Origin of the sequence: Rhodococcus sp. NCIMB 12038 (assembly GCF_002165735.1) — a bacterium.
GTDB lineage: Bacteria > Actinomycetota > Actinomycetes > Mycobacteriales > Mycobacteriaceae > Rhodococcus_F.
Window position 1 is genome coordinate 162,379 of record NZ_NHML01000010.1, and the last position, 22,668, is coordinate 185,046.

Annotated in this window: 21 protein-coding genes; 9 read left to right on the forward strand and 12 right to left on the reverse strand. The window is 68.1% G+C overall.

Annotated features, from left to right (window positions below):
* The first annotated feature begins 11 nt into the window (after window positions 1-11).
* Genes CA951_RS17135 through CA951_RS17145 form a run of 3 tightly spaced genes read left to right on the forward strand, consistent with a single transcriptional unit; the run spans window position 12 to window position 2,883 of the window.
* Window positions 12-1,130, forward strand: a complete 1,119-nt coding sequence (locus CA951_RS17135; RefSeq protein WP_087557974.1) for a Re/Si-specific NAD(P)(+) transhydrogenase subunit alpha — start codon at window positions 12-14, stop codon at window positions 1,128-1,130.
* Window positions 1,130-1,453 carry an NAD(P) transhydrogenase subunit alpha gene (locus tag CA951_RS17140; protein ID WP_087557975.1) on the forward strand — a complete coding sequence of 108 codons (324 nt, stop codon included), beginning with the start codon at window positions 1,130-1,132 and terminating at the stop codon, window positions 1,451-1,453. The genes CA951_RS17135 and CA951_RS17140 overlap by 1 nt, the downstream gene beginning before the upstream one ends.
* Window positions 1,453-2,883 carry an NAD(P)(+) transhydrogenase (Re/Si-specific) subunit beta gene (locus CA951_RS17145; RefSeq protein WP_087557976.1) on the forward strand — a complete coding sequence of 477 codons (1,431 nt, stop codon included), beginning with the start codon at window positions 1,453-1,455 and terminating at the stop codon, window positions 2,881-2,883. Before CA951_RS17140 ends, CA951_RS17145 begins: the two co-directional genes overlap by 1 nt.
* Before the next feature lie 8 nt (window positions 2,884-2,891).
* Here CA951_RS17145 and CA951_RS17150 read toward each other — a convergent pair whose 3' ends face one another.
* Both CA951_RS17150 and CA951_RS17155 read right to left on the reverse strand, forming a co-directional pair.
* A complete protein-coding gene (locus tag CA951_RS17150) occupies window positions 2,892-4,196 on the reverse strand; it encodes a glutamine synthetase family protein (RefSeq protein WP_087557977.1) in 1,305 nt (434 codons plus the stop codon).
* Between the two features lie 80 nt (window positions 4,197-4,276).
* Window positions 4,277-4,966 (reverse strand): DUF2848 domain-containing protein, encoded by a 690-nt coding sequence (locus CA951_RS17155; protein ID WP_087557978.1) that lies wholly within the window; start codon window positions 4,964-4,966, stop codon window positions 4,277-4,279.
* 201 nt (window positions 4,967-5,167) lie between these two features.
* Here CA951_RS17155 and CA951_RS17160 point away from each other — a divergent pair, with 201 nt between their 5' ends.
* Entirely contained in the window at window positions 5,168-6,538 is a 1,371-nt protein-coding gene (locus CA951_RS17160) for an MFS transporter (RefSeq protein ID WP_087557979.1), read from the forward strand.
* On the opposite strand, the gene CA951_RS17165 is transcribed toward CA951_RS17160, so the two are convergent.
* On the reverse strand, window positions 6,510-7,181 hold the full coding sequence (locus tag CA951_RS17165) for a GntR family transcriptional regulator (RefSeq protein ID WP_087557980.1): 672 nt from the start codon (window positions 7,179-7,181) through the stop codon (window positions 6,510-6,512). The two genes, CA951_RS17160 and CA951_RS17165, sit on opposite strands and share 29 nt — an antisense overlap.
* 43 nt (window positions 7,182-7,224) lie before the next feature.
* On the opposite strand from CA951_RS17165, the gene CA951_RS17170 reads away from it, so the two are divergent.
* A complete protein-coding gene (locus CA951_RS17170; RefSeq protein WP_087557981.1) occupies window positions 7,225-8,022 on the forward strand; it encodes a carbon-nitrogen hydrolase family protein in 798 nt (265 codons plus the stop codon).
* Between the two features lie 28 nt (window positions 8,023-8,050).
* On the opposite strand, the gene CA951_RS17175 is transcribed toward CA951_RS17170, so the two are convergent.
* On the reverse strand, window positions 8,051-9,232 hold the full coding sequence (locus tag CA951_RS17175) for a CdaR family transcriptional regulator (protein ID WP_087557982.1): 1,182 nt from the start codon (window positions 9,230-9,232) through the stop codon (window positions 8,051-8,053).
* Window positions 9,233-9,419: 187 nt separating this feature from the next.
* Here CA951_RS17175 and CA951_RS17180 point away from each other — a divergent pair, with 187 nt between their 5' ends.
* Window positions 9,420-11,144, forward strand: coding sequence for an aldehyde dehydrogenase family protein (locus CA951_RS17180; protein ID WP_087558095.1), 1,725 nt, complete (start codon window positions 9,420-9,422; stop codon window positions 11,142-11,144).
* 47 nt (window positions 11,145-11,191) lie between these two features.
* Complete coding sequence (locus CA951_RS17185; RefSeq protein ID WP_087557983.1) at window positions 11,192-12,781, forward strand: GMC family oxidoreductase; 1,590 nt, start codon at window positions 11,192-11,194, stop codon at window positions 12,779-12,781.
* A 70-nt stretch (window positions 12,782-12,851) separates the two neighbouring features.
* On the opposite strand, the gene CA951_RS17190 is transcribed toward CA951_RS17185, so the two are convergent.
* On the reverse strand, window positions 12,852-13,445 hold the full coding sequence (locus tag CA951_RS17190) for a C40 family peptidase (RefSeq protein ID WP_087557984.1): 594 nt from the start codon (window positions 13,443-13,445) through the stop codon (window positions 12,852-12,854).
* 244 nt (window positions 13,446-13,689) lie between these two features.
* Between CA951_RS17190 and CA951_RS17195 the strand changes: the two genes are divergently transcribed.
* Window positions 13,690-14,517, forward strand: a complete 828-nt coding sequence (locus CA951_RS17195; RefSeq protein WP_179220223.1) for an alpha/beta fold hydrolase — start codon at window positions 13,690-13,692, stop codon at window positions 14,515-14,517.
* 51 nt (window positions 14,518-14,568) lie between these two features.
* On the opposite strand, the gene CA951_RS17200 is transcribed toward CA951_RS17195, so the two are convergent.
* From CA951_RS17200 to CA951_RS17230, 7 genes are all read right to left on the reverse strand, one after another.
* On the reverse strand, window positions 14,569-15,675 hold the full coding sequence (locus CA951_RS17200; RefSeq protein ID WP_087557985.1) for an ABC transporter substrate-binding protein: 1,107 nt from the start codon (window positions 15,673-15,675) through the stop codon (window positions 14,569-14,571).
* A 14-nt stretch (window positions 15,676-15,689) separates the two neighbouring features.
* Window positions 15,690-16,631 (reverse strand): TauD/TfdA family dioxygenase, encoded by a 942-nt coding sequence (locus CA951_RS17205; RefSeq protein ID WP_087557986.1) that lies wholly within the window; start codon window positions 16,629-16,631, stop codon window positions 15,690-15,692.
* A 77-nt stretch (window positions 16,632-16,708) separates the two neighbouring features.
* The gene (locus tag CA951_RS17210) at window positions 16,709-17,665 is read right to left on the reverse strand and encodes a TauD/TfdA family dioxygenase (RefSeq protein WP_087557987.1); all 957 of its coding nucleotides are present in this window, start codon (window positions 17,663-17,665) and stop codon (window positions 16,709-16,711) included.
* Window positions 17,666-17,779: 114 nt separating this feature from the next.
* Window positions 17,780-18,511, reverse strand: coding sequence for an IclR family transcriptional regulator (locus CA951_RS17215; protein WP_087557988.1), 732 nt, complete (start codon window positions 18,509-18,511; stop codon window positions 17,780-17,782).
* Window positions 18,512-18,537: 26 nt separating this feature from the next.
* The gene (locus tag CA951_RS17220) at window positions 18,538-19,833 is read right to left on the reverse strand and encodes an LLM class flavin-dependent oxidoreductase (RefSeq protein ID WP_087557989.1); all 1,296 of its coding nucleotides are present in this window, start codon (window positions 19,831-19,833) and stop codon (window positions 18,538-18,540) included.
* Window positions 19,834-19,849: 16 nt separating this feature from the next.
* A complete protein-coding gene (locus CA951_RS17225) occupies window positions 19,850-21,079 on the reverse strand; it encodes an acyl-CoA dehydrogenase (protein WP_087557990.1) in 1,230 nt (409 codons plus the stop codon).
* Window positions 21,080-21,107: 28 nt separating this feature from the next.
* The gene (locus CA951_RS17230; protein WP_087557991.1) at window positions 21,108-22,037 is read right to left on the reverse strand and encodes an LLM class flavin-dependent oxidoreductase; all 930 of its coding nucleotides are present in this window, start codon (window positions 22,035-22,037) and stop codon (window positions 21,108-21,110) included.
* Window positions 22,038-22,252: 215 nt separating this feature from the next.
* Between CA951_RS17230 and CA951_RS17235 the strand changes: the two genes are divergently transcribed.
* Window positions 22,253-22,645 carry a DUF3592 domain-containing protein gene (locus CA951_RS17235; protein WP_087557992.1) on the forward strand — a complete coding sequence of 131 codons (393 nt, stop codon included), beginning with the start codon at window positions 22,253-22,255 and terminating at the stop codon, window positions 22,643-22,645.
* The last annotated feature ends 23 nt before the right edge of the window (window positions 22,646-22,668 follow it).

Consider the following 22,668-nt stretch of genomic DNA (forward strand, 5'->3'; position numbering starts at 1 on the left):
GAGGTGTAGATGTGAACTCGAGTCAAGTTTCGAGCGGCAGTAGTCGGAGGTGTCTGGTCGGTGTTCCTCGAGAATCGAGTGACGGTGAGCGCCGGGTGGCTCTGGTGCCGAAAATTGTGTCCGCTCTGATCGGCAAGGGCGTCGACGTGGTAGTCGAGTCCGGGGCCGGTCTGGGGGCGCTGATTCCCGACGACCTGTACACCGCGGCCGGGGCGAAGATCGGCGATCCGTGGACTGCCGACGTGGTGGTGAAGGTGGCCCCTCCGTCGACGGAGGAGATCAGCCGGATCAGCGCGGGGACGAGGCTGATCGGCTTCTTGAATCCGCGCAGTGCGGACAATCGGATTGCCGAGCTCGAGGCTGCCGGAATCGAGGGATACGCCATGGAGGCGATTCCACGTATTTCGCGCGCCCAGGTGATGGATGCGCTGTCGTCGCAGGCGAACGTGACCGGATACAAGGCTGTTTTGTTGGCGGCGTCGGAGTCGACCAGGTTCTTTCCGATGCTCACCACGGCCGCGGGCACGGTGAAGCCTGCGACGGTGCTGGTGCTCGGTGTCGGTGTTGCAGGCCTGCAGGCGTTGGCGACGGCGAAGCGTCTCGGTGGCCGCGCAACCGGATACGACGTGCGCCCCGAGGTCGCGGACCAGGTGCGGTCGGTGGGCGCGCAGTGGCTCGACCTCGGAATCGACGCGGCCGGTGAGGGTGGGTACGCCCGCGAGCTGACCGACGACGAGCGCGCGAAGCAGCAACGTGCTCTCGAGGATGCGATCAAAGGCTTCGACGTCGTGATCACCACGGCGTTGGTGCCGGGTCGTCCCGCCCCGCGTCTGGTGACCGCGTCCGCTGTCGAAGGAATGAAGCCCGGCAGTGTCGTCGTCGATCTCGCGGGTGAAACCGGTGGCAACTGTGAGCTCACCGAGCCGGGTCAGACCGTCGTCAAGCACGGCGTGACGATCTGCTCGCCGTTGAACTTGCCGGCGTCGATGCCTGAGCACGGGTCGGAGTTGTACGCGAAGAACATTTCCGCGCTGATCGAACTGATGCTCGTAGACGGTGCTCTCGCGCCCGATTTCTCCGACGAGGTTCTGGCCGGCGCGTGCGTCACCCGTGAAGCGAAGGGCGCCTGATGTACACATCGCTTCTGGCGAACATCGCGATCCTGGTGCTGTCCGGGTTCGTCGGTTTCGCTGTGATCTCCAAGGTTCCGAACACCCTGCACACTCCGTTGATGTCGGGTACGAATGCCATCCACGGCATCGTCGTGCTGGGCGCATTGGTGGTCCTGGGCAAGGTGCACGAGCCGTCGCTCGGGTTGCAGATCATCTTGTTCGTCGCGCTCGTCTTCGGAACCGTGAACGTGGTCGGCGGCTTTGTGGTCACTGACCGCATGTTGGCGATGTTCAAGGCCAAGCCGGCCGCCGCGTCTGTGTCGAAGGATGATGACCGGTAATGGAATACCTGGTCAATGGTTTGTACATCGTCGCGTTCGCGATGTTCATCTACGGTCTCATGGGTCTGACGGGCCCGAAGACCGCGGTGCGCGGGAACCAGATCGCCGCGGTCGGCATGGTCGTCGCGGTCGTCGCGACGCTGATCTCCATTCGCGACGCGCAGATGGGGAACTGGATCCTGATCGCCTCCGGCCTCGTGATCGGTGTCGCGTTGGGTGTTCCGCCGGCGCTGCGCACGAAGATGACGGCAATGCCGCAGTTGGTCGCGCTGTTCAACGGTGTCGGCGGCGGCACGGTCGCGTTGATCGCGTACGCGGAGTTCCTGGACTCGGACGGGTTCACCGCATTCCAGCACGGCGAATCGCCGACAGTCCACATCGTCGTCGCATCGCTCTTCGCCGCGGTGATCGGCTCGATCTCGTTCTGGGGCAGTGTGATCGCGTTCCTGAAGCTGCAGGAAACCCTGCCCGGTCGTCCGATCGGAATCGGTAAGCTCCAGCAGCCGCTCAATGCTCTGCTGCTCGTCACCGCGGTCGCGTTCTCGGTGGTCATCGGGATCCGGGCGATCTCGCCGGTCGGCCCGACCGGCTCGCTGTGGATCGTGGGGGTTCTGGTGCTCTCGGGCATCCTCGGTCTGATGGTCGTCCTGCCGATCGGCGGCGCCGACATGCCGGTTGTCATCTCACTGCTCAATGCCCTGACCGGGTTGTCAGCCGCTGCAGCAGGTTTGGCACTGAACAACCAGGCGATGATCGTCGCCGGCATGATCGTCGGTGCTTCGGGCACCATCCTGACCAATCTGATGGCCAGGGCCATGAACCGGTCCATCCCGGCCATCGTCGCCGGTGGCTTCGGTGGCGGCGGCGGTGAGGTGGCAGCATCGGACGGCGTCGTGCGCACGGCCAAGGCGACGTCGGCCGCTGACGCCGCAATTCAGATGGCCTACGCCAACCAGGTCATCGTCGTACCCGGATACGGATTGGCCGTCGCGCAGGCCCAGCACGCCGTCAAGGACATGGCGAAGTTGCTCGAAACGAGGGGCGTCGAGGTCAAATACGCGATTCACCCCGTCGCCGGCCGGATGCCCGGTCACATGAACGTTCTTCTTGCCGAGGCGGATGTCTCCTACGACGCGATGAAGGAAATGGACGACATCAACGACGAATTCGCTCGCACCGATGTCACCCTGGTGATCGGCGCGAACGACGTCACCAACCCGGCGGCGCGCAACGATCCGAGTTCACCGATTCACGGGATGCCGATCCTCAACGTCGACCAGTCGAAGTCCGTCGTCGTGCTCAAGCGTTCGATGAACTCCGGTTTCGCCGGTATCGAGAACCCGCTGTTCTTCGCCGAGGGCACCTCGATGCTCTTCGGTGATGCCAAGAAGTCGGTCGCCGAGGTCACCGAGGAACTCAAGGCGCTGTAACGCTCGAACTAGGACGTCCACGCGTACCGGAAGCGTTGCGCGACCTCGTCGACCGGTTTGTCCCGGTATTCGGTGTGCTCGTAGCGCTTGACCGCGGTCAGCGCTTCCACGATCAGCGGACCGAACAGGTCCCGCGCCAGCGCCGAGGACTCGAATGCCCCCAGCACGTCGGACGGCAGGGTCGGGAGGAGGTCGACGGCGCGGGCGCCGGCGAGGTCCGCCGGGTCGACCGACACCTCGTCGGGGAGCGGACACGCGCCGGCGATGCCGTCGTGGGCGGCGCCGAGAATGGCGGCGCTGCCCAGGTACGGGTTCGCGGACGGGTCGACGGGTTTGATCTCGAGGTTCGCGCCGTGCGGGTTCCCGGCGGTGTCCGTACACAGGCGGACCGCGGCCTCGCGGTTCTCCAGCCCCCAGCAGCGCGACACCCCCGACCACATCCCCGGACGCAACCGCAGATGCGACAGCGCCGACCCGGCAAGAACCGCCGTGAACTCGGGTAGCGCCCGCAGGATCCCGGCGACCGCGGCGCCACCGGCAGCCGTCAGCCCGTGCGGGCCCGGACCTCCGGACAGGATCGGCCGGTCGCCCTCGGCGAACGACACGTGCTGGTGGGCGCCGTTTCCCGCACCGCCCGCGACGGGCATGGGTGAGAACGACGCCCGCAGCCCCTGAGCCCGCGCGGTCCGGCTGATCAGTGCGCGGGCCAGCACCGCGTCATCGGCCGCCGTGACCGGGTCGGTGGGGGCGAGCGACACCTCGAACTGGTTGAGCCCGGCCTCGGCGTGGACCTGTTCGATCGGCAGCTCGGCCGTCGCCGCCGCGGCGAGCAGTCGTGCGAAGAATTCATCGTGTGCGAGAACGGCATTCAGGCCGTACGCGGACCATTCCTCGGCCGTCGCCGCGTCGAACAGGGTGAACTCGAGCTCGTGGCCGGTGCGCGCGCTCAGCCCGGACTCCGCCAGCCGCGTCGTCACCCGCCGCAGCGCATCGCGGGTGCACGCAGGCGACGGCGTCCCGTCCTGCTCGGTGAGGCACGCCGGCGCCCAGTACGTGCCGTCGCCCAGATTCCTCACGTCGCCGGCGTCGATCCGCAGCCGCAGGTCGCCCACCACGGACAACGACGGCGTGAACGCGAGGTGGTCGTCGACGCAGAACACACTCCAGCTCGGGGAGGCGCCCGCACCGGCGTCGACGAACGTGGACAACCTCGAGGCGGGCAGCACCTTCGCCCGGGAGATTCCGGCCATGTCGACGATCGAGCCGACGATGCGGTCGGTGGGGCCGAAATCGTTCCCTACGACGAACTCCATGGCACTGCCCCCTGCTCGAGTCACCATATTGTCGGTCCTCGGGCGAGCCCGGCGTGCCGATTCCCGAAGGTCGGCGCGGATCAGCCGATCGGCGCAGGCATCCGCACCGTGCGGTAACTGCAGGTCAGCGCGTCCCCGGTGGACGGGTCCCGCATTTCGACCTTCCATGCGTCGGCGAATTGATCCACACCGTGCCGCATCGAGATCGTCCCCGACACGAGGACGGTGCCCGCCTTGTGCAAGCCCCGCTCGCGTAGGACGTCGAGCCAGTACTTCGGGGCGAGCAGATCGGCCAGCGTTCCGCTCTGGATGAGGGTGGACGGTTCGCCGTCGCCCTGACCGACCCATGCCGAGAGGGTGATGTCGTCGAGGCGGTCGGCGATCTCGGACAGCCGCCACGCGCGTGACCCGAGAACGTCGGGTGCCGCATTCTTGCTCCACGCCACGCTGTGCACCTCGAGGTCGCGGTCGGTGTGGTCGCATGCGACGGTCAGCAGCACGTCGTCGTCCGTGATGACCAGCGCCCACTCGGCTTCGCCCGAGGTTCGTCCGTGTTGAACGGACACCGTCGTCGCCTGCTGGGCAAGGTAGGGCGAGATGGGGTACAACGCCGGGATCGTGGTCGGTGCCGGTACGCCCAGTTCTGCGAGCTCGGCGATATGGGACGCGACCTCCTCCTGGTTCCGTCCGGCATAACCGGCGTTGAGGAGGGTGGTGACCGCGACGTTTTCGACAGTGCCGTCCGGCAGGGTGAACGTGAGCTGCGACATGGGAGGAAACTCCTGTATTCCGGGCCCTGATTCAGTCTGACGATCAGGGCAGATTGTTACTTTCTCGTTTTTTCTGCGCCTCAGGGGTTGCGCATACGTCTTGTATACAGCAAGTATATGTTGTGTACAACGGCGACGGTGACCTGGAACACGGGACATCCGCGCCGTGCGGGACAAGAATTCAACCCACAAGGAGTTGCCATGATCGGAGAGTCCACCTCCGTCGATGCCGACAGATCCGCACCCGTCGACAAGAAGGGACTGGCGAAAGCGTTTGCCGCCAGCCTCACCGGCACCGCGCTGGAGTGGTACGACTTCGCGGTCTACTCGGCGGCGGCCGCACTGATCTTCCCGCAGATCTTCTTCCCGGACAGTGATCCCCTGACGGGAACCCTGCTCGCGTTCTCCACCTACGCGGTCGGCTACGTGGCGAGACCGATCGGCGGCTTCGTCTTCGGACGGCTCGGGGATGTCATCGGACGCAAGCAACTGCTCGTCATCACCCTGCTCCTGATCGGCGTGACCACATTCGCCATCGGGTTGCTTCCCGGCTACGACCGCATCGGCGTCGCGGCGCCCGCCATTCTCGTCGTACTCCGATTCGCACAGGGCGTGGCCGTCGGCGGCGAGTGGGGTGGTGCAGTGCTGCTGTCGAGCGAGTACGGCAACCCACGCCAACGTGGCTTCTGGTCCTCAGCGGCCCAGATCGGCCCTCCCGCAGGCAACTTGATGGCCAACGGCGTGCTCGCCCTACTCACGATCTCGATGACCGAGGCCCAGTTCGAATCCTGGGGATGGCGTCTCGCGTTCCTGATGTCCGCCCTCCTGGTCGGCTTCGGCCTCTGGATTCGGCTGAAGCTCGAAGACACCCCCGTCTTCAAGGCGCTGCAGGAATCCGGCGAGCGCGCCGAGGCGCCCATCAGCGACGTGTTCAAGACGCAGGCCAGGCCGCTGATCGCCGCCATCCTGTCCCGCATCGCCCCGGACGTGATCTACGCCCTGTTCACCGTCTTCGCGATCACCTACGGCACCAGGAAACTCGGCTTCGACCGCGGGGAAGTTCTCGCGGCCATCCTGATCGGCTCGGCATTCCAACTCGGCCTGATCCCCCTCGCCGGCACAATATCGGATCGCATCAACCGGCGCCTGGTCTACGCAATCGCCGCCGTCGGCGGCGTCGCCTGGAGCGCCCTGTTCTTCGTCGTCATCGGCGGCAGCTCGTTTCCGCTGCTCATCCTCGGTGTCGTCGTCGGACTCGGATTCCATTCGTTCATGTATGGACCGCAGGCGGCATTCGTGACCGAACAGTTCACGGTCCCGTTGCGCTCGACCGGCAGCTCGCTCGCCTACACCATCGCCGGGGTGTTCGGCGGCGCCATGGCACCGCTGATCTTCACGTACCTGTTGAGTAAGACGGACAGCTGGGTGCCGATCGCGATCTACGTGCTGATCGTCGGAGCGCTGACCCTGCTCGGCCTCGCACTCGGACGCAACCCCGACCCCACCGAAGACGAGCACTACGCGTTACTGTCGGCCGAGAATGCTAGGCGCGCAACAGGATCTGCAGAGTAACCTCGAGATGACTGTTGATCTTCTCGTGCACCAGGCCTTCGTCGCCGACCTCGAGTGCGTCGATGATCGCCTGGTGCTCGGCGCACACATTGTGCTGACGGTCCGAGGCACTGAACAGGGCCGTCAAACCGACTCGGAGCTGACGCGCACGCAGTCCGGCATAGGTGTTGGACAGCAGCTCACTGCCTGCCGAATCGATGAGAACCTGATGAAAACGGCCGTCCCAGTCGATGAACGCGCGAGCAGCGTCGACGCTCGCGCCGGTCGCGAAGGTTTCCTGCTCGGCGAGCGCGGCGCGCATCGATTCGAGGGGAACTCGCCCGGAGGTCAGTGCCCGACTCGCGGCATGTCGTTCGAGAACGCCGCGCAGCTCCATCAACTCGGTGATCTGGCGGCCCGACATCGCGGGTACGTGCGCGCCCCGCTTGGGCACCATCTCGACGAGGCCCTCGGCCTGCAGCATCAGCAGGGCTTCGCGGACCGGCGTGCGGGAGACCCCGACCTTCGTCGCGAGATCCTGTTCGCTGAGGAACGAACCCGTAGCCGCCGGTGACGTCAGCACCTGGTCCCGCACATACAGGTACGCCTTCTCCCGACCCGACAACTCGGCAGTCGGACCGTCGACCCCATCCATTTGTTGCATACAGTATGTATACACCAATGTTCTCGCAGCTAGGAGAAATAATATGATGCTCCGCCTCAGCCTTGCCCAGATCACCAGTTCCATGGACCCCGAGGCCAACCTCGAATCCATGGAGAAGCAGGTGTCCGCGGCCGTCGACGCGGGCGCCCGGCTCGTCGTGTTCCCGGAGGCAACCATGCAGCGGTTCGGCGGACCGCTCGCGAGCGTCGCGCAACCGCTCGACGGCCCGTGGGCCGACGCCGTCCGCGGGTGCGCCGCCCGGGCCGGAATCACCGTCGTCGCCGGGATGTTCACACCGTCCGGCGATGGGCGGGTGCGGAACACACTGCTCGTCACCGGAGGCGGCGTCGACACCCACTACGACAAGATCCACCTCTACGACGCCTTCGGCTTCGCCGAATCCGACACCGTGGCACCGGGCGCCGACCCGCTCGTGGTCTCCGTGGACGGAGTCGGCGTCGGCTTCGCCACCTGCTACGACATCCGATTCCCCGGCCTGTTCCAGACGCTCGCCGACCGCGGCGCGGCGCTGACCGTTGTCGCCGCGTCCTGGGGTGCAGGACAAGGCAAGATCGACCAGTGGACGCTGCTCGCCCGCGCAAGGGCACTGGACTCGACCACCTTCGTCGCCGCCTGCGACCAGGCAGACCCCGCAGCGTCCGGCGAGAACGTCCAGGGAACCACGCCGCTCGGAGTCGGTCACAGCATCGTCAGCTCCCCTACGGGAGTCGTTCTCGGACAACTCGATTCCGGACCCGGACTACTGACGGTCGACATCGACACCACCCTGGTGACGCAGGTCCGCGAGACACTGCCGGTCCTCGCCAACCGGCAATTCTGATGTCCGCGCGCCGCAGCCCGCGCGGCTTCTACGAACCGAGCAGCTGGTGCGCCCGCAGTCCGACGTACAGTTCGGCGGCGTCGATGGGGTCGGAGAAATCGCGTCCCGTGAGGGTGTGGATTCGGCGCAGCCGGTACAGGACGGTGTTGCGGTGGTAGTGCAACTGGGTGGCCGCCGCGGTGGTGGAGCCGCGGCAGGAGAACCAGGCGTCGAGGGTGGCGAGGAGGCTTTCCTGTTCCTCCGCGGGCAGGGCGAGCACCGGTCCGAGGATCTGGTTCGACGCGAGCTTCCCGGCGTCGGGAACACTGACCAGCAGCAGCGACACCGGCACCGACTCGTAGCGGGTGACGGTGCACCCGCCGTGACCCGCGCAGCGGCGGGCGATCCGCGCCTGCTCCACGGCCCGGCTCGTCCCACCCGGGCGTCCGAACGCCGAGCTGACCCCGATCCGTCCGTGACCGGTGCGGCCGAGGACGACCAGCGCCGAATCGAGGACCTCGGTGGTGGCGGCCCACAGCAGCCCGACCCGGCCGTCGACCTCCGAGTCCCACACCGAGTCGACCCCCGCACCGCGAAGGTCCGACTGGACGACGTCCGCGGCGGACGGGGACGCCGCCGCCTCGACGGACACCACGAGGAACGTGCTGTTCTCCGGAATCCGGAACGTGCGGAGTGCGTCGGCGGCGCCTGCCGGGTTGGCGGCATGGTCACCGAAGAGGGTGCGGATCAGCCGGCCCCGCGACTCGGCGTCCTCGCGGGCGCGCAGGTCGGCGGTCTCCCGGTAAGCCTCCGCGGCACTGTCCGAGTAGACGTCCACCAGCGCCCACACCTGGGCGGCCATGTCGAGCAGCGCGTTGGTGGCGCGGCCATCCGAGCGGTTCATCAGTTCGTCCCAGATCAGACGGCCACCGAGCCGGAACGCGTGGAGCAGCGCCGCGAGCGGCACCCCCTGTTCGGCCTTCAACTGTCCGGCCGCACGCGCCGCCTCCAGCCGGATCGGCGCACTGCCCGCGAGGTTGCCCAGCATCGCCGTGAGGTTGTCGACGCATGCCGCGTACAACTGCTCCGGGGTGAGGAGGGTCGCCTCGACGTAGCCGTGCTCGGCCGACAGGATGCGCGAGACGAGTTCCTCGGACAACTGGTCCACCGACTCCAGCATGGAGCCCAGAAGATCGGTGGGCGACGGCGCGACATCCGGGCTGACAGTCATCGGGCAAGACTATCCACCGGACGTAATCGGCGCCATCCCCTTTTTGTGCGACGGCATAGCCCCGGTGGGCACATTGACAGCCGCTGCCTATGGCGCGGCGCCCGGATCGGGGACGAGAATCGGTGTTCTACGCCACAGTTTTGTGGCGCGGTCCACCATGTACTCGACTCGAGCGGAGCTGTCCACCGTGAGCACTTCAGAACCCGAGGCCACCTCGCCGCACCCTGAGGTCGACGCTGCCCTCACCGACCTCGCCGAGGGCGAGAAGACCTGGGCCGACCTCTCCCTCACCGACCGCAGGACACTCCTCGACAAGGTGCACGACCTCACGGTGCAGCATGCCGCCGACTGGGTGGACGCCGCGGTCGCGATCAAGGGCCTGGACCCGAAGTCGCCGCTGGTCGGCGAGGAATGGATGTCCGGACCGTACCCGCTGGCCACCGGCACCGCGGCACTGTCCGCAAGCCTGGCGAAACTCGACGCCGGCACCAGCCCACTGGACGGCGCCACGTTCGGCACTGCGCCGGGCGGCCGCACCACCGTCAAGGCGTTGCCCCTGAACATCTTCGACCGGTTGCTGCTCAGCGGATTCAGCGCGGACGTGTGGCTGCAGCCGGGAATCGATCGTGCGACGGCACAGCGCGACGCCGGCCTAGCCCAGCGGGACCCGTCGCGGACGCAGGGCGTCGGCGTGGTCCTGGGCGCTGGCAACATCACCTCGATCGCCCCGCTCGACACCTTGTACGAACTGATCGCGCACAACCGCGTCGTCGCACTCAAGCTCAACCCCGTCACCGACCGCCTGCTGCCCGTGCTGACGCGGGTCCTCGAACCGCTCATCTCGATCGGCGCGGTCCGGTTGCTGACCGGCGGCGCGGACGTCGGAACGTATCTGGTGCACCACGACCTCGTCGACCACGTGCACATGACCGGCAGCGCGCTCACCCACGACGCGATCGTGTTCGGGACCGGCGAGGACGGTGCGCGGCGCAAGGCCGCGAACGACCCCCTCCTCGGCAAGGCCATCTCCAGTGAACTGGGCGGCGTGTCCCCCACCATCGTGCTGCCCGGCGAATGGAGCCGCGCCGACATCAAGTTCCAGGCCGAACACATTGCGACGCAACGACTGCACAACGGCGGCTACAATTGCGTCGCGTCGCAGGCGGTGGTCGTGTCGTCCGAGTGGAAGCAGCGCGACGAGTTCGTGGCCGCCCTGAAGGAGGCGCTCGACACGGCGCCGGAACGCGCCGCGTACTACCCCGGCAGCGACTCCCGGGTCGCCGGCGCCGTCGCGTCGTTCCCCACCGCGGCCCGCCTCGGCGAGAACGGCGGACGCGTCCTGGTCACCGATCTCGAGCCCGGCGCCTACACCCCGCTGCTGCAGACCGAGTACTTCGCCCCGGTGCTCGGCGTGATCGACCTTCCCCACGGCGGCGCCGAGTTCGCGGCCCACGCCGCCGACCTCGTCAACGCGGACTTCGTCGGCACCCTCGGCATCAACATCGTCGCGGCGCCGCAGACCATCCGCGAGATGGGCGCCGAGTTCGACTCCCTGCTCGAGAGCCTCCGCTACGGAACCATCGCCGTCAACGCGTGGACCGGCGTCGGCTACCTCACCGCCACCGCCACCTGGGGAGCCTTCCCCGGCCACACCCTGAACGACGTGCAGAGCGGCATCGGCGTGGTGCACAACGCGCTCCTCATCGACCGGCCCGAGCGCACCGTCGTCCGCGGCCCGTTCCGTCCGTCGCCGCGGTCCATCCTGAACCGCGAGATGTCCATCTCGCCCAAGCCCCCGTGGTTCGTCACCAACCGAACCGCCGCCACGACGGGCCGATCGCTGACAGGATTTGCCGGTGCACCCTCATGGACCCGGCTGCCGGCGATCTTCGCGTCCGCGCTGCGCGGGTGAGGGCTGCGCGTCCTCGTCCCGTCACCCCGTCGAAGTGGAGATGAACGATGAATCAGGAACTGTCTGTGGCCGACTACGTGATCGTGGGGTCGGGTTCGGCAGGTGCGGTGCTCGCCGACCGGCTCAGCGCCGACTCCGGCAGCGAGGTCGTGGTCCTCGAGGCCGGCGGTGAGGACAAGGACAAGTTCGCGCACATCCCCGCCGCCTTCTCGAAACTGTTTCGCAGCGAACTGGACTGGGACTACCTGACGGAACCGCAACCCGGGCTCGGCGGTCGCACCATCTACTGGCCGCGCGGCAAGATGCTCGGCGGCTCGTCGTCGATGAACGCGATGATGTGGGTGCGCGGATTCGCGGCCGACTACGACGAGTGGGCCGAACTCTCCGACGACACCTGGTCGTTCAGGGAAGTGGTCAAATACTTCCGCCGCATCGAGAACGTCCAGGACGCGTCGGACGCCGACAGCGGCATCGGCGGACCGATCGTCGTCTCGCACCAGCGGAGCCCCCGCGCCCTCACCGCGTCGTTCCTCGCGGCCGCCGAGGAGACCGGGTATCCCGTCGAGCGGGCGAACACCACTCGACCCGAGGGTTTCTCACAGACCATGGTCACGCAGAAGCGGGGCGCGCGGTGGAGCACGGCCGACGCCTACCTGCGGCCGGCGCTGAAGCGGAAGAACCTCACCGTCCTCACCGGCGCCCAGGCCACCCGGGTGCTGTTCGAGGGCTCCGCCGCCGTCGGCGTCGAATACGAGAAGGACGGGGTGCGGCGCACTGTCCGCGCCGCGAAGGAAGTGATCCTCGCCGGCGGGGCGATCAACTCCCCGCAACTCCTCATGCTGTCGGGCATCGGCGACGAGGCGCAATTGCGGGCGCACGGCATCGCGGTGCAGCAGCACCTGCCGGAGGTCGGGAAGAACCTGCTCGACCACCTGGTGTCGTTCCTCGGCTACAGCGTCGACTCAGACTCGCTGTTTGCTGCGGAGAAGATCCCGGAACTGCTCAACTACCTGACCCGCCGACGCGGCATGCTGACGTCGAATGTGGCCGAGGCGTACGGTTTCACGCGCAGCCGGGACGATCTGGCCCTGCCCGATCTCGAGATGATCTTCGGGCCGGCGCCGTTCTTCGACGAGGGCCTCATCCCGGCGACCGGGCACGCCGCGGTGATCGGCACCATCCTCGTCAAACCCGAGAGTCGCGGCGAGATCTCGCTGAAGTCGGCGGACCCCCTCGCCAAGCCGATCATCGATCCCCGCTATCTCAGCGACAGCGGCGGAGTCGACCGACGGGCGATGCTCGAGGGACTGCGCCTGTGCGACGCCCTCGCGTCGGCGCCGGCGCTGAAGTCGCGGCTCGGCAATCTGATTCGCCCGGCCGTGGAGCCGAGCACCCCGATCGACGAGATCCTCGAGCGGGCACTGCAGGAGAACGCGCACACGCTCTACCACCCGGTCGGGACGTGCCGCATGGGCAACGACGACGCGAGTGTCGTCACACCCGACCTGCGGGTTCGCGGGGTCGACAAACTGCGGGTCGCGGACGCGTCGATCATGCCCGCCATCATCCGCGGGCATACCCACGCACCGTCGGTCCTCATCGGTGAGCGGGCGTCGGATCTGATCCGGAACTCGTAGGGCGCTTCGCGCCCCGTGCGCCTTTTTGGTAGCTCTGACTACCAGAAAGGCGCACGGGCGGCGGAGCCGCCTAGTAGCGGCGCGCCGCGTAGAACGGCATCGAATCGAGCGGCGACTGCTTGACGGGCTGCCCGGCGGTGGGCGCGTGGACGACCGTGCCGTTGCCGGCATAGAGCCCGACGTGCTCCGCCCCGTTGAACAGGACCAGGTCACCCGGCTGCAGGTTGCCCTTGCCTACGGGCGATCCTCCGTTCAACTGGTCGTAGGTGGTACGGGGCACCGAGATGCCCGCTTGCTTGTACGCCCACTGCACGAGGCCGGAGCAATCGAAGGAGTTCGGCCCGGTGGCGCCCCAGACGTACGGCGAGCCGATCTTCGACTCGGCGGCGGCGAGAGCCTGGCTGCCATGGGTGGACGGCATCGCCGGCGGGGCCGGGAGCGGTCCCGGCAGGGGCCCGGGGTTCGGAGCCGGAGCGGACGGAACCGGAGGTACGGGCGGTACACCCGGGACCTCGAACGTCCCAATTCCTGGGATGGTGATCGGCTCCGCTGCAGCGGGAGCGACGGGAAGCAGGAACGCTCCCACTCCCACACCGGCGGCGATCAGAAGACCGCCGGTCGAAAACTGCAGACGATTGCCCCGACGCAATCTATGCTTGGCCATTGAGCTGAGTCCTTCAATTTTTGAGGGTCCGGCGGCATCCGTGCCGTTCGGACGAGACGTTAGATAACATCCCGGTCACGGACTCAGCGGGCAACGGCCGAATGGCCCATACACATACCTGTTTTTGCAATACAGGTACATAACGATTCTATATCGAACCGACCGGTCCGGCACGAAACCCCGGAAACAGGTATGCGTTCGGGTAATTCAGCCCGTTACCGACGGCATCCCCGTCGTCCACGCTGTGTGCGTGTCACTGACCCAGAACTCTGAACCCGAGATCTTCGGGGAACCCGCACGTGCGGACGCCACGACCCTCACCGTCGTGGGTGCTGGCGCGCCCGTCGTCTTCCTGCACGGATGGGGACTCACCCCGCAGGTGTACGGCCGCAGCCTGGCAATGCTCGCTCAGCAGGGGCATCGCGTCGTCACGCCGACGCTCCCCGGCTTCGGCGGCACTCCCGACCATGCGCCCGAGGACCGCACCTTCGCCGGTTACGCGGCCTGGCTCGGACGGTTCCTCGACGACGCGGGAATCAGCGAACCGGTCACCCTGGTCGGCCACTCCTTCGGCGGCGGCGTCGCCATCCAGGCCGCCCACGACCTTCCGGAGCGGGTCGCCCGCCTGGTTCTGGTCAATTCGGTCGGCGGCGGCGCCTGGTCGTCCGACGGCTGGCACACCCGGCCCATCGGCGAGCGACCACTGTGGGACTGGGGCGCGTCGATGCTGGGCGAGGCGCTGTCGATCCGGTCGATAGCCCACACGACGGCATCGCTGGTCAACGGTTTCCTGCCCAACACGGTGCGGGATCCGGGTGCGGTCTGGCGCACCGCGCACCTGGCCAGGCGGGCTGACCTGCGCCGGGAACTCGGCGTCCTCGCCGACCGCGGCCTCCCGGTGTCGCTCGTCTGGGGCCGCGGCGACCGGATGATCCCGCTCGCCAGTTTCGAGTCGCTGCGGCACGCGCTGCGCAATCCGCCGGTGCACACCGTCACCGGCGGCCACGGCTGGCTGATCCACGACCACGCCGCGTTCGCCGACGCCGTCCGCCGGGCACTCCACAGCCCGTGAGTGGCCGGCGAGTGTAGGGACTCGCTGACCACGCACGGGCGGCGGAGCCGCTCAGCCTGCGGCGACCACCGGGTTTCCGTCGGCGTCGCTGCCGGGCGGATACGTGCCGTTCGCGTACGGGTTGTACTCGTTGGTGAACAGGCCCTCCGCCGTCGTTCCGCCCGGTTTCAGCACCCCCAACCGCACCCCCTGGTCGATCCAGATCTGGAACTCCCCGGGATCGATCACTCCCCCGGCCGCGGGCACGCCGGCACTCTTCCACTGCCGAACGAATTCCGTGGACTCGTTCCGGCCACGACCCTCGACGATCTTCACGAAGCGATCGACCACCTCCTCCTTCGGCACCGTCTGCGTCCACCGCACGGCGCGCGCGACGCCCTGCACGAAGTCGCGGACGGAGTCCTCGTTCTTCGAGATGAAGTCGTTCCGGAACACCACGGCTCCGATCCCCAGCGGGCCGGTGAGATCGACATCCGTGAACAGCGGCGTCAACCCACCCCGGCCGAGTGCGGCATCCTTGACGATCCCCCCGAGATTCCCCACGTCGATCTGCCCCGACCGCAGTGCCTGTTCCGTGTTGTTCGGCGGCACCACGGTCAGCTCGACCTGGTTGATCTCGTCGTTGGTCAGGCCGGCACGGAACAGCCATTCCTTGATGACGTACTCGTGGTAGGCGCCGAGGGTGTTGATGCCCACCTTCTTCCCGATCAGATCGCGGGCCGACCGGATGGGGCTGCCGTCGAGGACGTAGTAGCCGTTGAAGCTGTCGGCCTCGGTGTCGCCGTCCGAACCGTAGACCGACACGACGCCGGTCAGCGGCGCCCCGGCATCGACGAGTTTGGCGATGGCGCCGTTGAAGGCCGCCCCGAAGTCGGTCTCCCCGGTGGCCGCGGACTGGATGCTCTGCGGACCACTCGTCGTGTCCCCCAGCCACTCCAGTTGCACCTTCTCGAAGTATCCGAGATCCTCCGCGAGCTCGGGGAAGGTGACACTGGCCGGGCTGCCCTCGTACCGCAGCACCGTCTTGCCGTCCGCTGTCGTTCCGCCGCCCGACGACGACCCACCACACGCCGCGACTACCAGCGCCACGGCCGCGACCAGCACCGCGGCGGCGAACGACCTGTTACGGCGCAACCCGATCGGCGACTCAGCCCTCATGTCGTCCCCCTGGCTCAGTCGGCGCCGTGGAACGCGCTGCCGGCCACCGACCGCGACGGCTGACCGTCGACGCCGACGGGAACATCACCCTCGACGGTGGTGCGGTACAGCACCCGCACGACGTCGAGGTGATCGAGATCCGCCGGTGCGAGGTGCGCGGTGATGCGGTTGTCCCACACCCCGATGCTGTTGTTCTGCCAGCGAACTCGGACGGTATACGCCGGGTTGGTGACCTCCTCGAACAGCAGGTCGAGGATCCGGTCGCTCTGCGCCGGGGAGACACCGAGGATGCGGCTCGTGAAGCCGGGGGTGACGAACAGCCCCCGCTCACCGGTCTCGGGATGCACGCGGACCACCGGATGCTCCGTCACGATCGGCTTGGTGGTGACGTTCTGTTCCGCGTCACTGCCCGCCTCCCACCGCTTCTGCCGTCCCCCGAAGCGGTGTTCGGCGCGTAGGCCGTCCACGAACGACTTCAACGATTCGGGCAGATTCGCGTACGCCGCCGCGAGATTGGTCCAGGTGGTGTCGCCCCCGACGTCCGGCACCAGTTCCGACCGCAGGAACGTGATCGCCGGCGGGTTCACCAGCGCCGACACGTCCGTGTGCCAGAAGTTCGCGTAGCTGTACTTGCGGGCCCCGCCGCGGGCGGCGTACTTGCGGCTGTCCACCTCCAGGATTTCCGGGTAGCCCTCGGGGGCGTTGTAGTCGTACGGATGGGCGGGTGTCACCTTCCCGAAGTGCCGGGAGAACCGGATCTGCGCCGCGTGGTCGAGCGGTTGGTCGCGGAAGAACAGCACCTTGTGGTCGAGCAACGCCTGCCGCAGTCGTGCGGCGGTGGCCTCGTCCAGGTCATCCGCGAGATCCACACCGCTGACCTCGGCGCCGATATAGCCGGCGATGGGGGCGATCCGGAGTGCGGTGGCGACGCCGGGACGGTCGTCGATAACTGTCATTTCTTGTCTCCTGGATAGAGTCGTGCGCCTTTCCGGTAGCTGGAGCAACCAGAAAGGCGCACGGGCGGCGGAGCCGCCTACTTCTCGCCGCGGAACGCGGCACCGGCGATGGACGTGGATTCCTTGCCGTCGGGGCCGACGGGAACGTCGCCCTCGAGGGTGGTGCGGTACAGGACCCGGGTGACGTCGAGGTGGTCGAGGTCGGTGGGTGCGAGGTGCGCGGTGGCGCGGTTGTCCCAGAACGCGAGGCTGCCCGGCGCCCACCGGAAGCGCACCGTGTAGGCGGGATTCGTCACCTCGGCGAACAGGAGGTCCAGCAGGCGGTCGCTCTGGGACGGCGACACTCCGACGATCCGGGCGGTGAACCCGGGCGTCACGAACAGGGCACGCTCCCCCGTCACCGGGTGCACCCGGACCACGGGGTGTTCGGTGACCAGCGGGTTCTCCCGCGTCTTCTGGGCGTAGCTGCTGTCCTCGGCCCACTGCGGGTGCCTGCCGCCGAACCGGTGCTCGGCGCGGAGGCCGTCGACGAGGCGCTTCAGCGACTCCGGCAGACCCTCGTAGGCGGCGACGAGGTTCGTCCACTGGGTGTCGCCGCCCTGCTCCGGGACGAGGTGCGCGCGCAGGATCGTGCCTGCCGGCGGGTTGATCAGCGCTGTGACGTCGGTGTGCCACTTGTTGTCGTAGCTGTACTTCTTGCGCCCGAACCGCTTCTCGTATTTGCGGCTGTCGACGGCGAGGATCTGCGGGAAGCCCTCGGGTGCTTCGTCGTCGTACGGGTGCGACGGCGTCACGTCACCGAACTTGCGGGAGAACGCGATCTGTTCGGCGTGCCCGATCTCCTGGTCGCGGAAGAACAGCACCTTGTAGCGATGCAGGGCGTCGCGGACCTGCGTTACCTCGTTGTCGGCCAGTTCTTTCCGGAGGTCGAGCCCGGAGATCTCGGCGCCGATGTGCCCGGCGACGGGACGGACCTCGAGCGCGGTGTCGGCGGACCGATCCGAGTCGGTGGGCGCTGCGGTGGTGAGGGTCATGGGTACTCCTGAGTTTCGGGCTGAATCGATACGTCGCGATCATCATCGAATCCCGAACCACGTTGCTACAACGCTTTTTTCACAATGCGAAAAAGGTTCACCCTGAGTTTTTCCCTACCGGAATGCGGGAAATGCGGTTCCGGCGCCGGCACCGATCCGCGCCGCGACGCCCCGCATCGGTGGCACGATCTCCCGCACCAGATCGTCGGTGAGTCGACGGCGGAGCGCCTGGACTCCCAGCGCGCCGCGGGGCCGTCCGTCGGCGTCGAGAACGGGAACCGCGACGGCGAGCACGTCCCGGTTCTCGGCGGCGAAGGCTGCGGCGTACCCCCGCCGCCGGACTTGTTCGAGGCTCGAGGACGCCGGCACCGAACTGCCTCGCCGGGCGGACGCCGTGCCGAACGCCAGAATCGCCATCCCCATCGCGCTGGTCTGCAGCGGCTGACGCACACCGGGCAGCTGATGCGTGCAGAACCGTTCCGGTGGGCGCGCGGAGAAGACGGTGACCGCGACATCGTCCTTCGCGACCGAGAGGGAGGCGGTCAGTTTCACCCGCGCGGCGAGCGAATACAGGTGCGGGGCGAACGCTTCGGCGTCGTGCCGCCCCAGCGACGGCACGGCGAGGGAGATCAGGCTCGGCCCCACGCGGTAGCAGTCGGTGTGCTCGTCGCGTTCGAGCAATCCGCCGCGGACGAGGGCCTGCACGATGCGGTACGCGGTGCTGACGGCCAATCCGGTGCGGGCGGCGAGCGCGCTGACCGTCAGGTCGGTGGCGCCGCCCTCGAAGCAGGCGAGGACCGCGATCGCCCGTTCGACCGCCTGCGACCCCGACCGCGGTGAATTCACCAGGCCTCCTTACCGTCTGGACGCAGTCAGGCCGACTGCGCGGCGCCGTATTCGGGAAGCGGCACCGCGAAGCGGTCGCGCAGGGTCGTCTCCGCGTATTCGTGGCGGAAGAGTCCCCGCTTGCGCAGCAGGGGCACCACTTCGTCGACGAAGGTGTCGAGGCCGGACGGGAACGCGTCAGGCATGAGGTTGAATCCGTCGGCCGCCTCGGCGCGGAACCACGCCTCGATGGTGTCGGCCACCTGTTCCGGGGTGCCGATGACGGCTCGGTGCCCGCCGCCGCCGTTCAACTCGCGCAGAAGCTGGGCCACGGTCAGGTTCCGCTCACGGGCCAGCCCGACCACCGATTCGCGGAAGCCGAGGGAACCCGAGAACGTCGCCGGGTCGGGCGGCCCGTCCAGCAGCGACTGCGGGATCGGCCGGTCGAGGTCGAGGTCCGCGAGCGGGACGCCGAGGGTCAGACTCAGCCGGTCCCAGCCGAACCGGGCGGGGACGTGTTCGCGGAGCTGCTCGTGGCGTGCGACGGCCTCCGCTTCCGTCGAGCCGATGACGGTGATCAGCCCGGGCAGGATCTTCACGTCGTCCGGGTTGCGGCCTGCCGCCCGGGCCACGTCCTTGACGTGCTTGTAGTGCCTGCGTGCGGAGTCGAGCGTCAGTTCTGCGGAGAACACGCCGTGCGCAGTGCGTCCGGCGAGCTCACGCCCGGCGGGCGATCCGCCCGCCTGCACGAGCGGCGGTTGCCCCTGCTCCGACGCCGGCGCCCGCAGCACGCCGTCGACGTCGAAGAACTCGCTGTGGTGCGACACCGGGACACCGCTGCGGGCGCTCTCCCACAGCGCGGTGACCACGCCGACGAACGCCTCGGCACGGCGGTAGCGGTAGTCGCGGTCCGGGATCTGGTCGAAGCCGAAATTGGCTGCGGCCGTTGGCGAATACGTGGTGACCACGTTCCACCCCACCCGACCGCCGCTGAGGTAGTCGAGGGAGAGGAAGCGTTCGGCGAGATCGCGCGGGTCGTTGAACGTGGTGGAGGCGGTCCCGATCAGACCCAGATTCTCGGTGGCCGTCGCCACGGCCGCCAGGATCACCGACGGTTCCAGCGCCCGGGTCGGCTTCACCCGGGGGTTCTCCCAGAAGCCGGGACCGTCGGCGAGGAAAAACGCGTCGAGGGTGCCGCGCTCGGCGATCCGCGCGACCGCGGTGAAGTGGTCGAGATCGACGAACGAGTGGGCGTGCACGTCGTCGAGCGTCCACGCCCCGGGGGCGATGCCCACGTCGAGCACGTTCACGTTGAGCACCAGTTGGCGTCGGGAGCTACTCACGGCATTGCCTTCCGAATCAGAAGAATCCGGTGTCGGGGAGCGGTGTCTCGTTGACCACGAGGTCGCCGATCACCCGCGCCTTGTACACCGTCGGGTTGTGGGAGAACAGGGTTCGCAGGTTCCGCCAGTGCCGGTCCAGGTGCGCCGACTCCCGGGTGGCCGAGGCGCCGCCCACCTCGAACAGCCGGGTGGCGGCCCGGAGCGCGACGTCCTCGATGGACACCTTCACCTTGGCGGCCAGGACCGCGGCGTCCTGCTCGAGCCGGGCGTCGACCCCGGACGTGCGAGCGACGTCGGCGGCCACATCCTGGGCTGCGGCGGCCGCGCGGACCACCGACTCCGCCGCGAAGGCCGCCGCCGACAGCGTTCCGATCACCTCGAGCAACTGCGGGTCGTGCCGTGGTTCCTCGGCCACAGCGAACACGAAGCTGCGCTTGCGGCCGCGGACGAGCGCGGCCGCCTCGGTCGTGACGGCGCGGAGGATGCCCGCCGCGATCGCGTGCAGGTACAGCTGAGGAAGCGCCTGACGCGGCCGGGTCTCCTCGTCGCCACCCCGGAACGGCAGGGTCTCGGACTCGGCGACGGCGACGTTCTCGAACACCGTCGTCCCGCTGCCGGTGTGACGCTGGCCGATTCCGTCCCAGTCGTCCTCGTGGACGATCCCCGCGCGGTCGGCGGGCACGATGGCGCTGAGCGCCTTTCCGTCCGGAAGGTTGGCGGAGACCCGGATGAAATCGGAGTACAGCGACCCGGTGCTGTAGAACTTCACCCCGTCGAGGCGGTACCCGCCGGACTGCGGAGTCAGCGTGGATTCGAAACTGTAGGAGCCGACGGCGCGGGTGCTCAGTTCCGAGGACGCACCGCCGAACAGCTTGCCCGACAGGACCTCCGGCAACCATGCGTCCTTCCGCTCGGTGCGCTGCACCCGCAGCAGTTCCTCGACGAAGGCATAGTGGACGCGGATGATGTGCGGAACGTCGGGGTCGGCCTCGGCGAGGTCGATCACCAGGTCGAAGAGGTTCTGCAGGGTGTACCCGCCGCCGCCGTGCTCGAGGGGCACGCGGACGGCCCCGAGGCGGTGCTTGCGGATCAACTCGACGGCCCGGCGCGGTCCTTCGGTCCCGCCACCGGCACGCCGCCGGGCGGCGTCGTCGGCGATCTCGGCGATCACGGCCGCAAGTTCGGCGGAGCCGCGTGCGGGCGGACGGACCGCCTCCGGTGCGGGGGCCTCGGATACCGCTGTCATGGTGATTCTCCTGTCTTCGATGAAATGGTCAGCTGACCGGGAACGCGCTGCGGCCACCGGACAGCACGGTCTCCGCCGCCTGCAGACCCAGACGGTCACGCAGGGTGCGCCGCGGGTCGTGGAGGTTCGGCTCGCGCCGAACCGCGTCGAGCACGGCGGGCAGATCGGGCGCGGTGAACCCGCGGATGATCACGCCGTCGGCCCCAGTCGCAGGCGGGGCGCTGCCATGTGTCCGCTGTCGGTCGATGAGCACCACCTGATCCCGGGCGGCGTCCGCGTCGAAGTGCGCCCGGTACGGGCGCACCGACTCCTCGTCCGGGAGGATCACCGTGTCGGCGGTGCGCCGCGCCGCGACCTGTTCGGCCGCGGTCGCGGGGCGCCAGAAGACGGGCGGCTTGCGTTGCGGCGGTTCGGGAACGTTGAGCGGGCCGGAGACGGAGAAGATCCCCGAGTGATCGATGTGGACGATCCGTTCGGAGTCCGCGAAGATGCCGCGCTCGGCGTCGTCGACGATGCTGTCGCCGGGCCAGCTCTCCCACAGCTTCCGGACCACCGACACGGCATCGACCGCGATGTCCACCGGGTCCGCCGTCGCCCAGCTTCCGGCAGGACGGTCGGGCGTCTCGACCAGCCATCCGGCCCTGCCGCGGGACCCGTGGTCGAGGGAGCCGAGCCGGCGCGCGAGATTGAACGGGTGATCGCGGACGACGCCGCCGGCCACCACCAGTCCCACCGCGCTCGTGTGTCGGGCCAGAACGGTGGCGGCCACCGTCGCATCGATCGCCGTGTGGCTCGATTCCCCCGCGTCCACGCGGTCACCGCCGAGAACGAGGAAATCGATTCCCGACGCGTCGATGCTGCGCCCGAACTCTTCTCGCCGCGCCTGCTGCCTCGGGTGGAGCACGTGCGTGACGACGGCGGCATCGAGGTGCAGCCCGACGACGGAATGACGACTCATGACGGTTCCCCTCTCCGCGATTGCCCTTACCTTCCCAGAGCGTCGCGCCCGGGACGAGCATTGCGCTCAGTCTGATTGTGACGTGTGAGCAAATGAAACACAGTGCTCCACAGCAGTACTCATTTGTTCCCGGTCCACGTGTCGAATAACGGTGTTCGGCTCACGCTGCGGGGAAGGCTGTACGACCCCACCGTCGCGGCCGTAACGTCGCCCGTGTGGTCACCGTCTGGATCATCGCGGGTGCGTTCCTCCTGTTCCGTGGGGTTCCGGGCGTCGTCGCGCTGTGGCGGTCCCGGTCGTGGACCGGGTCCGAATGCTCGGTCGTCGACGTACGACCCGCGGTCACCTACGCGTACCGGGTCGGGGGCGACGAGTTCACCGGCCGGCGAACGACATTCGACCCCGGGCCGGTACTCGGCGCCGCCGTGTCCGATTCCGGAAGGAACGAATTCGTTGCCGGACAGGTCCTCTGGCTGTGGTACGACCCACAGGATCCGCGGGCCAGCGTCCTTCGGCGCAGTGCGTCCGTATTGATGCTCCTGGTCGCGCTGGGACTCGCCTCCCTAGCCCTCGCGATCGTCCCCCTCTTCTCAGGAGATACCCCTTGACACCACGACAGCCGACCCTCGAA

Coding starts and splice junctions, on each gene's coding strand:
- CA951_RS17140 (WP_087557975.1), top strand. CDS start 1,130: ATGTACACATCGCTTCTGGCGAACATCGCGATCCTGGTGCTGTCCGGG.
- CA951_RS17145 (WP_087557976.1), top strand. CDS start 1,453: ATGGAATACCTGGTCAATGGTTTGTACATCGTCGCGTTCGCGATGTTC.
- CA951_RS17150 (WP_087557977.1), bottom strand. CDS start 4,196: ATGGAGTTCGTCGTAGGGAACGATTTCGGCCCCACCGACCGCATCGTC.
- CA951_RS17155 (WP_087557978.1), bottom strand. CDS start 4,966: ATGTCGCAGCTCACGTTCACCCTGCCGGACGGCACTGTCGAAAACGTC.
- CA951_RS17160 (WP_087557979.1), top strand. CDS start 5,168: ATGATCGGAGAGTCCACCTCCGTCGATGCCGACAGATCCGCACCCGTC.
- CA951_RS17165 (WP_087557980.1), bottom strand. CDS start 7,181: ATGCAACAAATGGATGGGGTCGACGGTCCGACTGCCGAGTTGTCGGGT.
- CA951_RS17170 (WP_087557981.1), top strand. CDS start 7,225: ATGATGCTCCGCCTCAGCCTTGCCCAGATCACCAGTTCCATGGACCCC.
- CA951_RS17175 (WP_087557982.1), bottom strand. CDS start 9,232: ATGACTGTCAGCCCGGATGTCGCGCCGTCGCCCACCGATCTTCTGGGC.
- CA951_RS17185 (WP_087557983.1), top strand. CDS start 11,192: ATGAATCAGGAACTGTCTGTGGCCGACTACGTGATCGTGGGGTCGGGT.
- CA951_RS17190 (WP_087557984.1), bottom strand. CDS start 13,445: ATGGCCAAGCATAGATTGCGTCGGGGCAATCGTCTGCAGTTTTCGACC.
- CA951_RS17200 (WP_087557985.1), bottom strand. CDS start 15,675: ATGAGGGCTGAGTCGCCGATCGGGTTGCGCCGTAACAGGTCGTTCGCC.
- CA951_RS17205 (WP_087557986.1), bottom strand. CDS start 16,631: ATGACAGTTATCGACGACCGTCCCGGCGTCGCCACCGCACTCCGGATC.
- CA951_RS17210 (WP_087557987.1), bottom strand. CDS start 17,665: ATGACCCTCACCACCGCAGCGCCCACCGACTCGGATCGGTCCGCCGAC.
- CA951_RS17225 (WP_087557990.1), bottom strand. CDS start 21,079: ATGACAGCGGTATCCGAGGCCCCCGCACCGGAGGCGGTCCGTCCGCCC.
- CA951_RS17230 (WP_087557991.1), bottom strand. CDS start 22,037: ATGAGTCGTCATTCCGTCGTCGGGCTGCACCTCGATGCCGCCGTCGTC.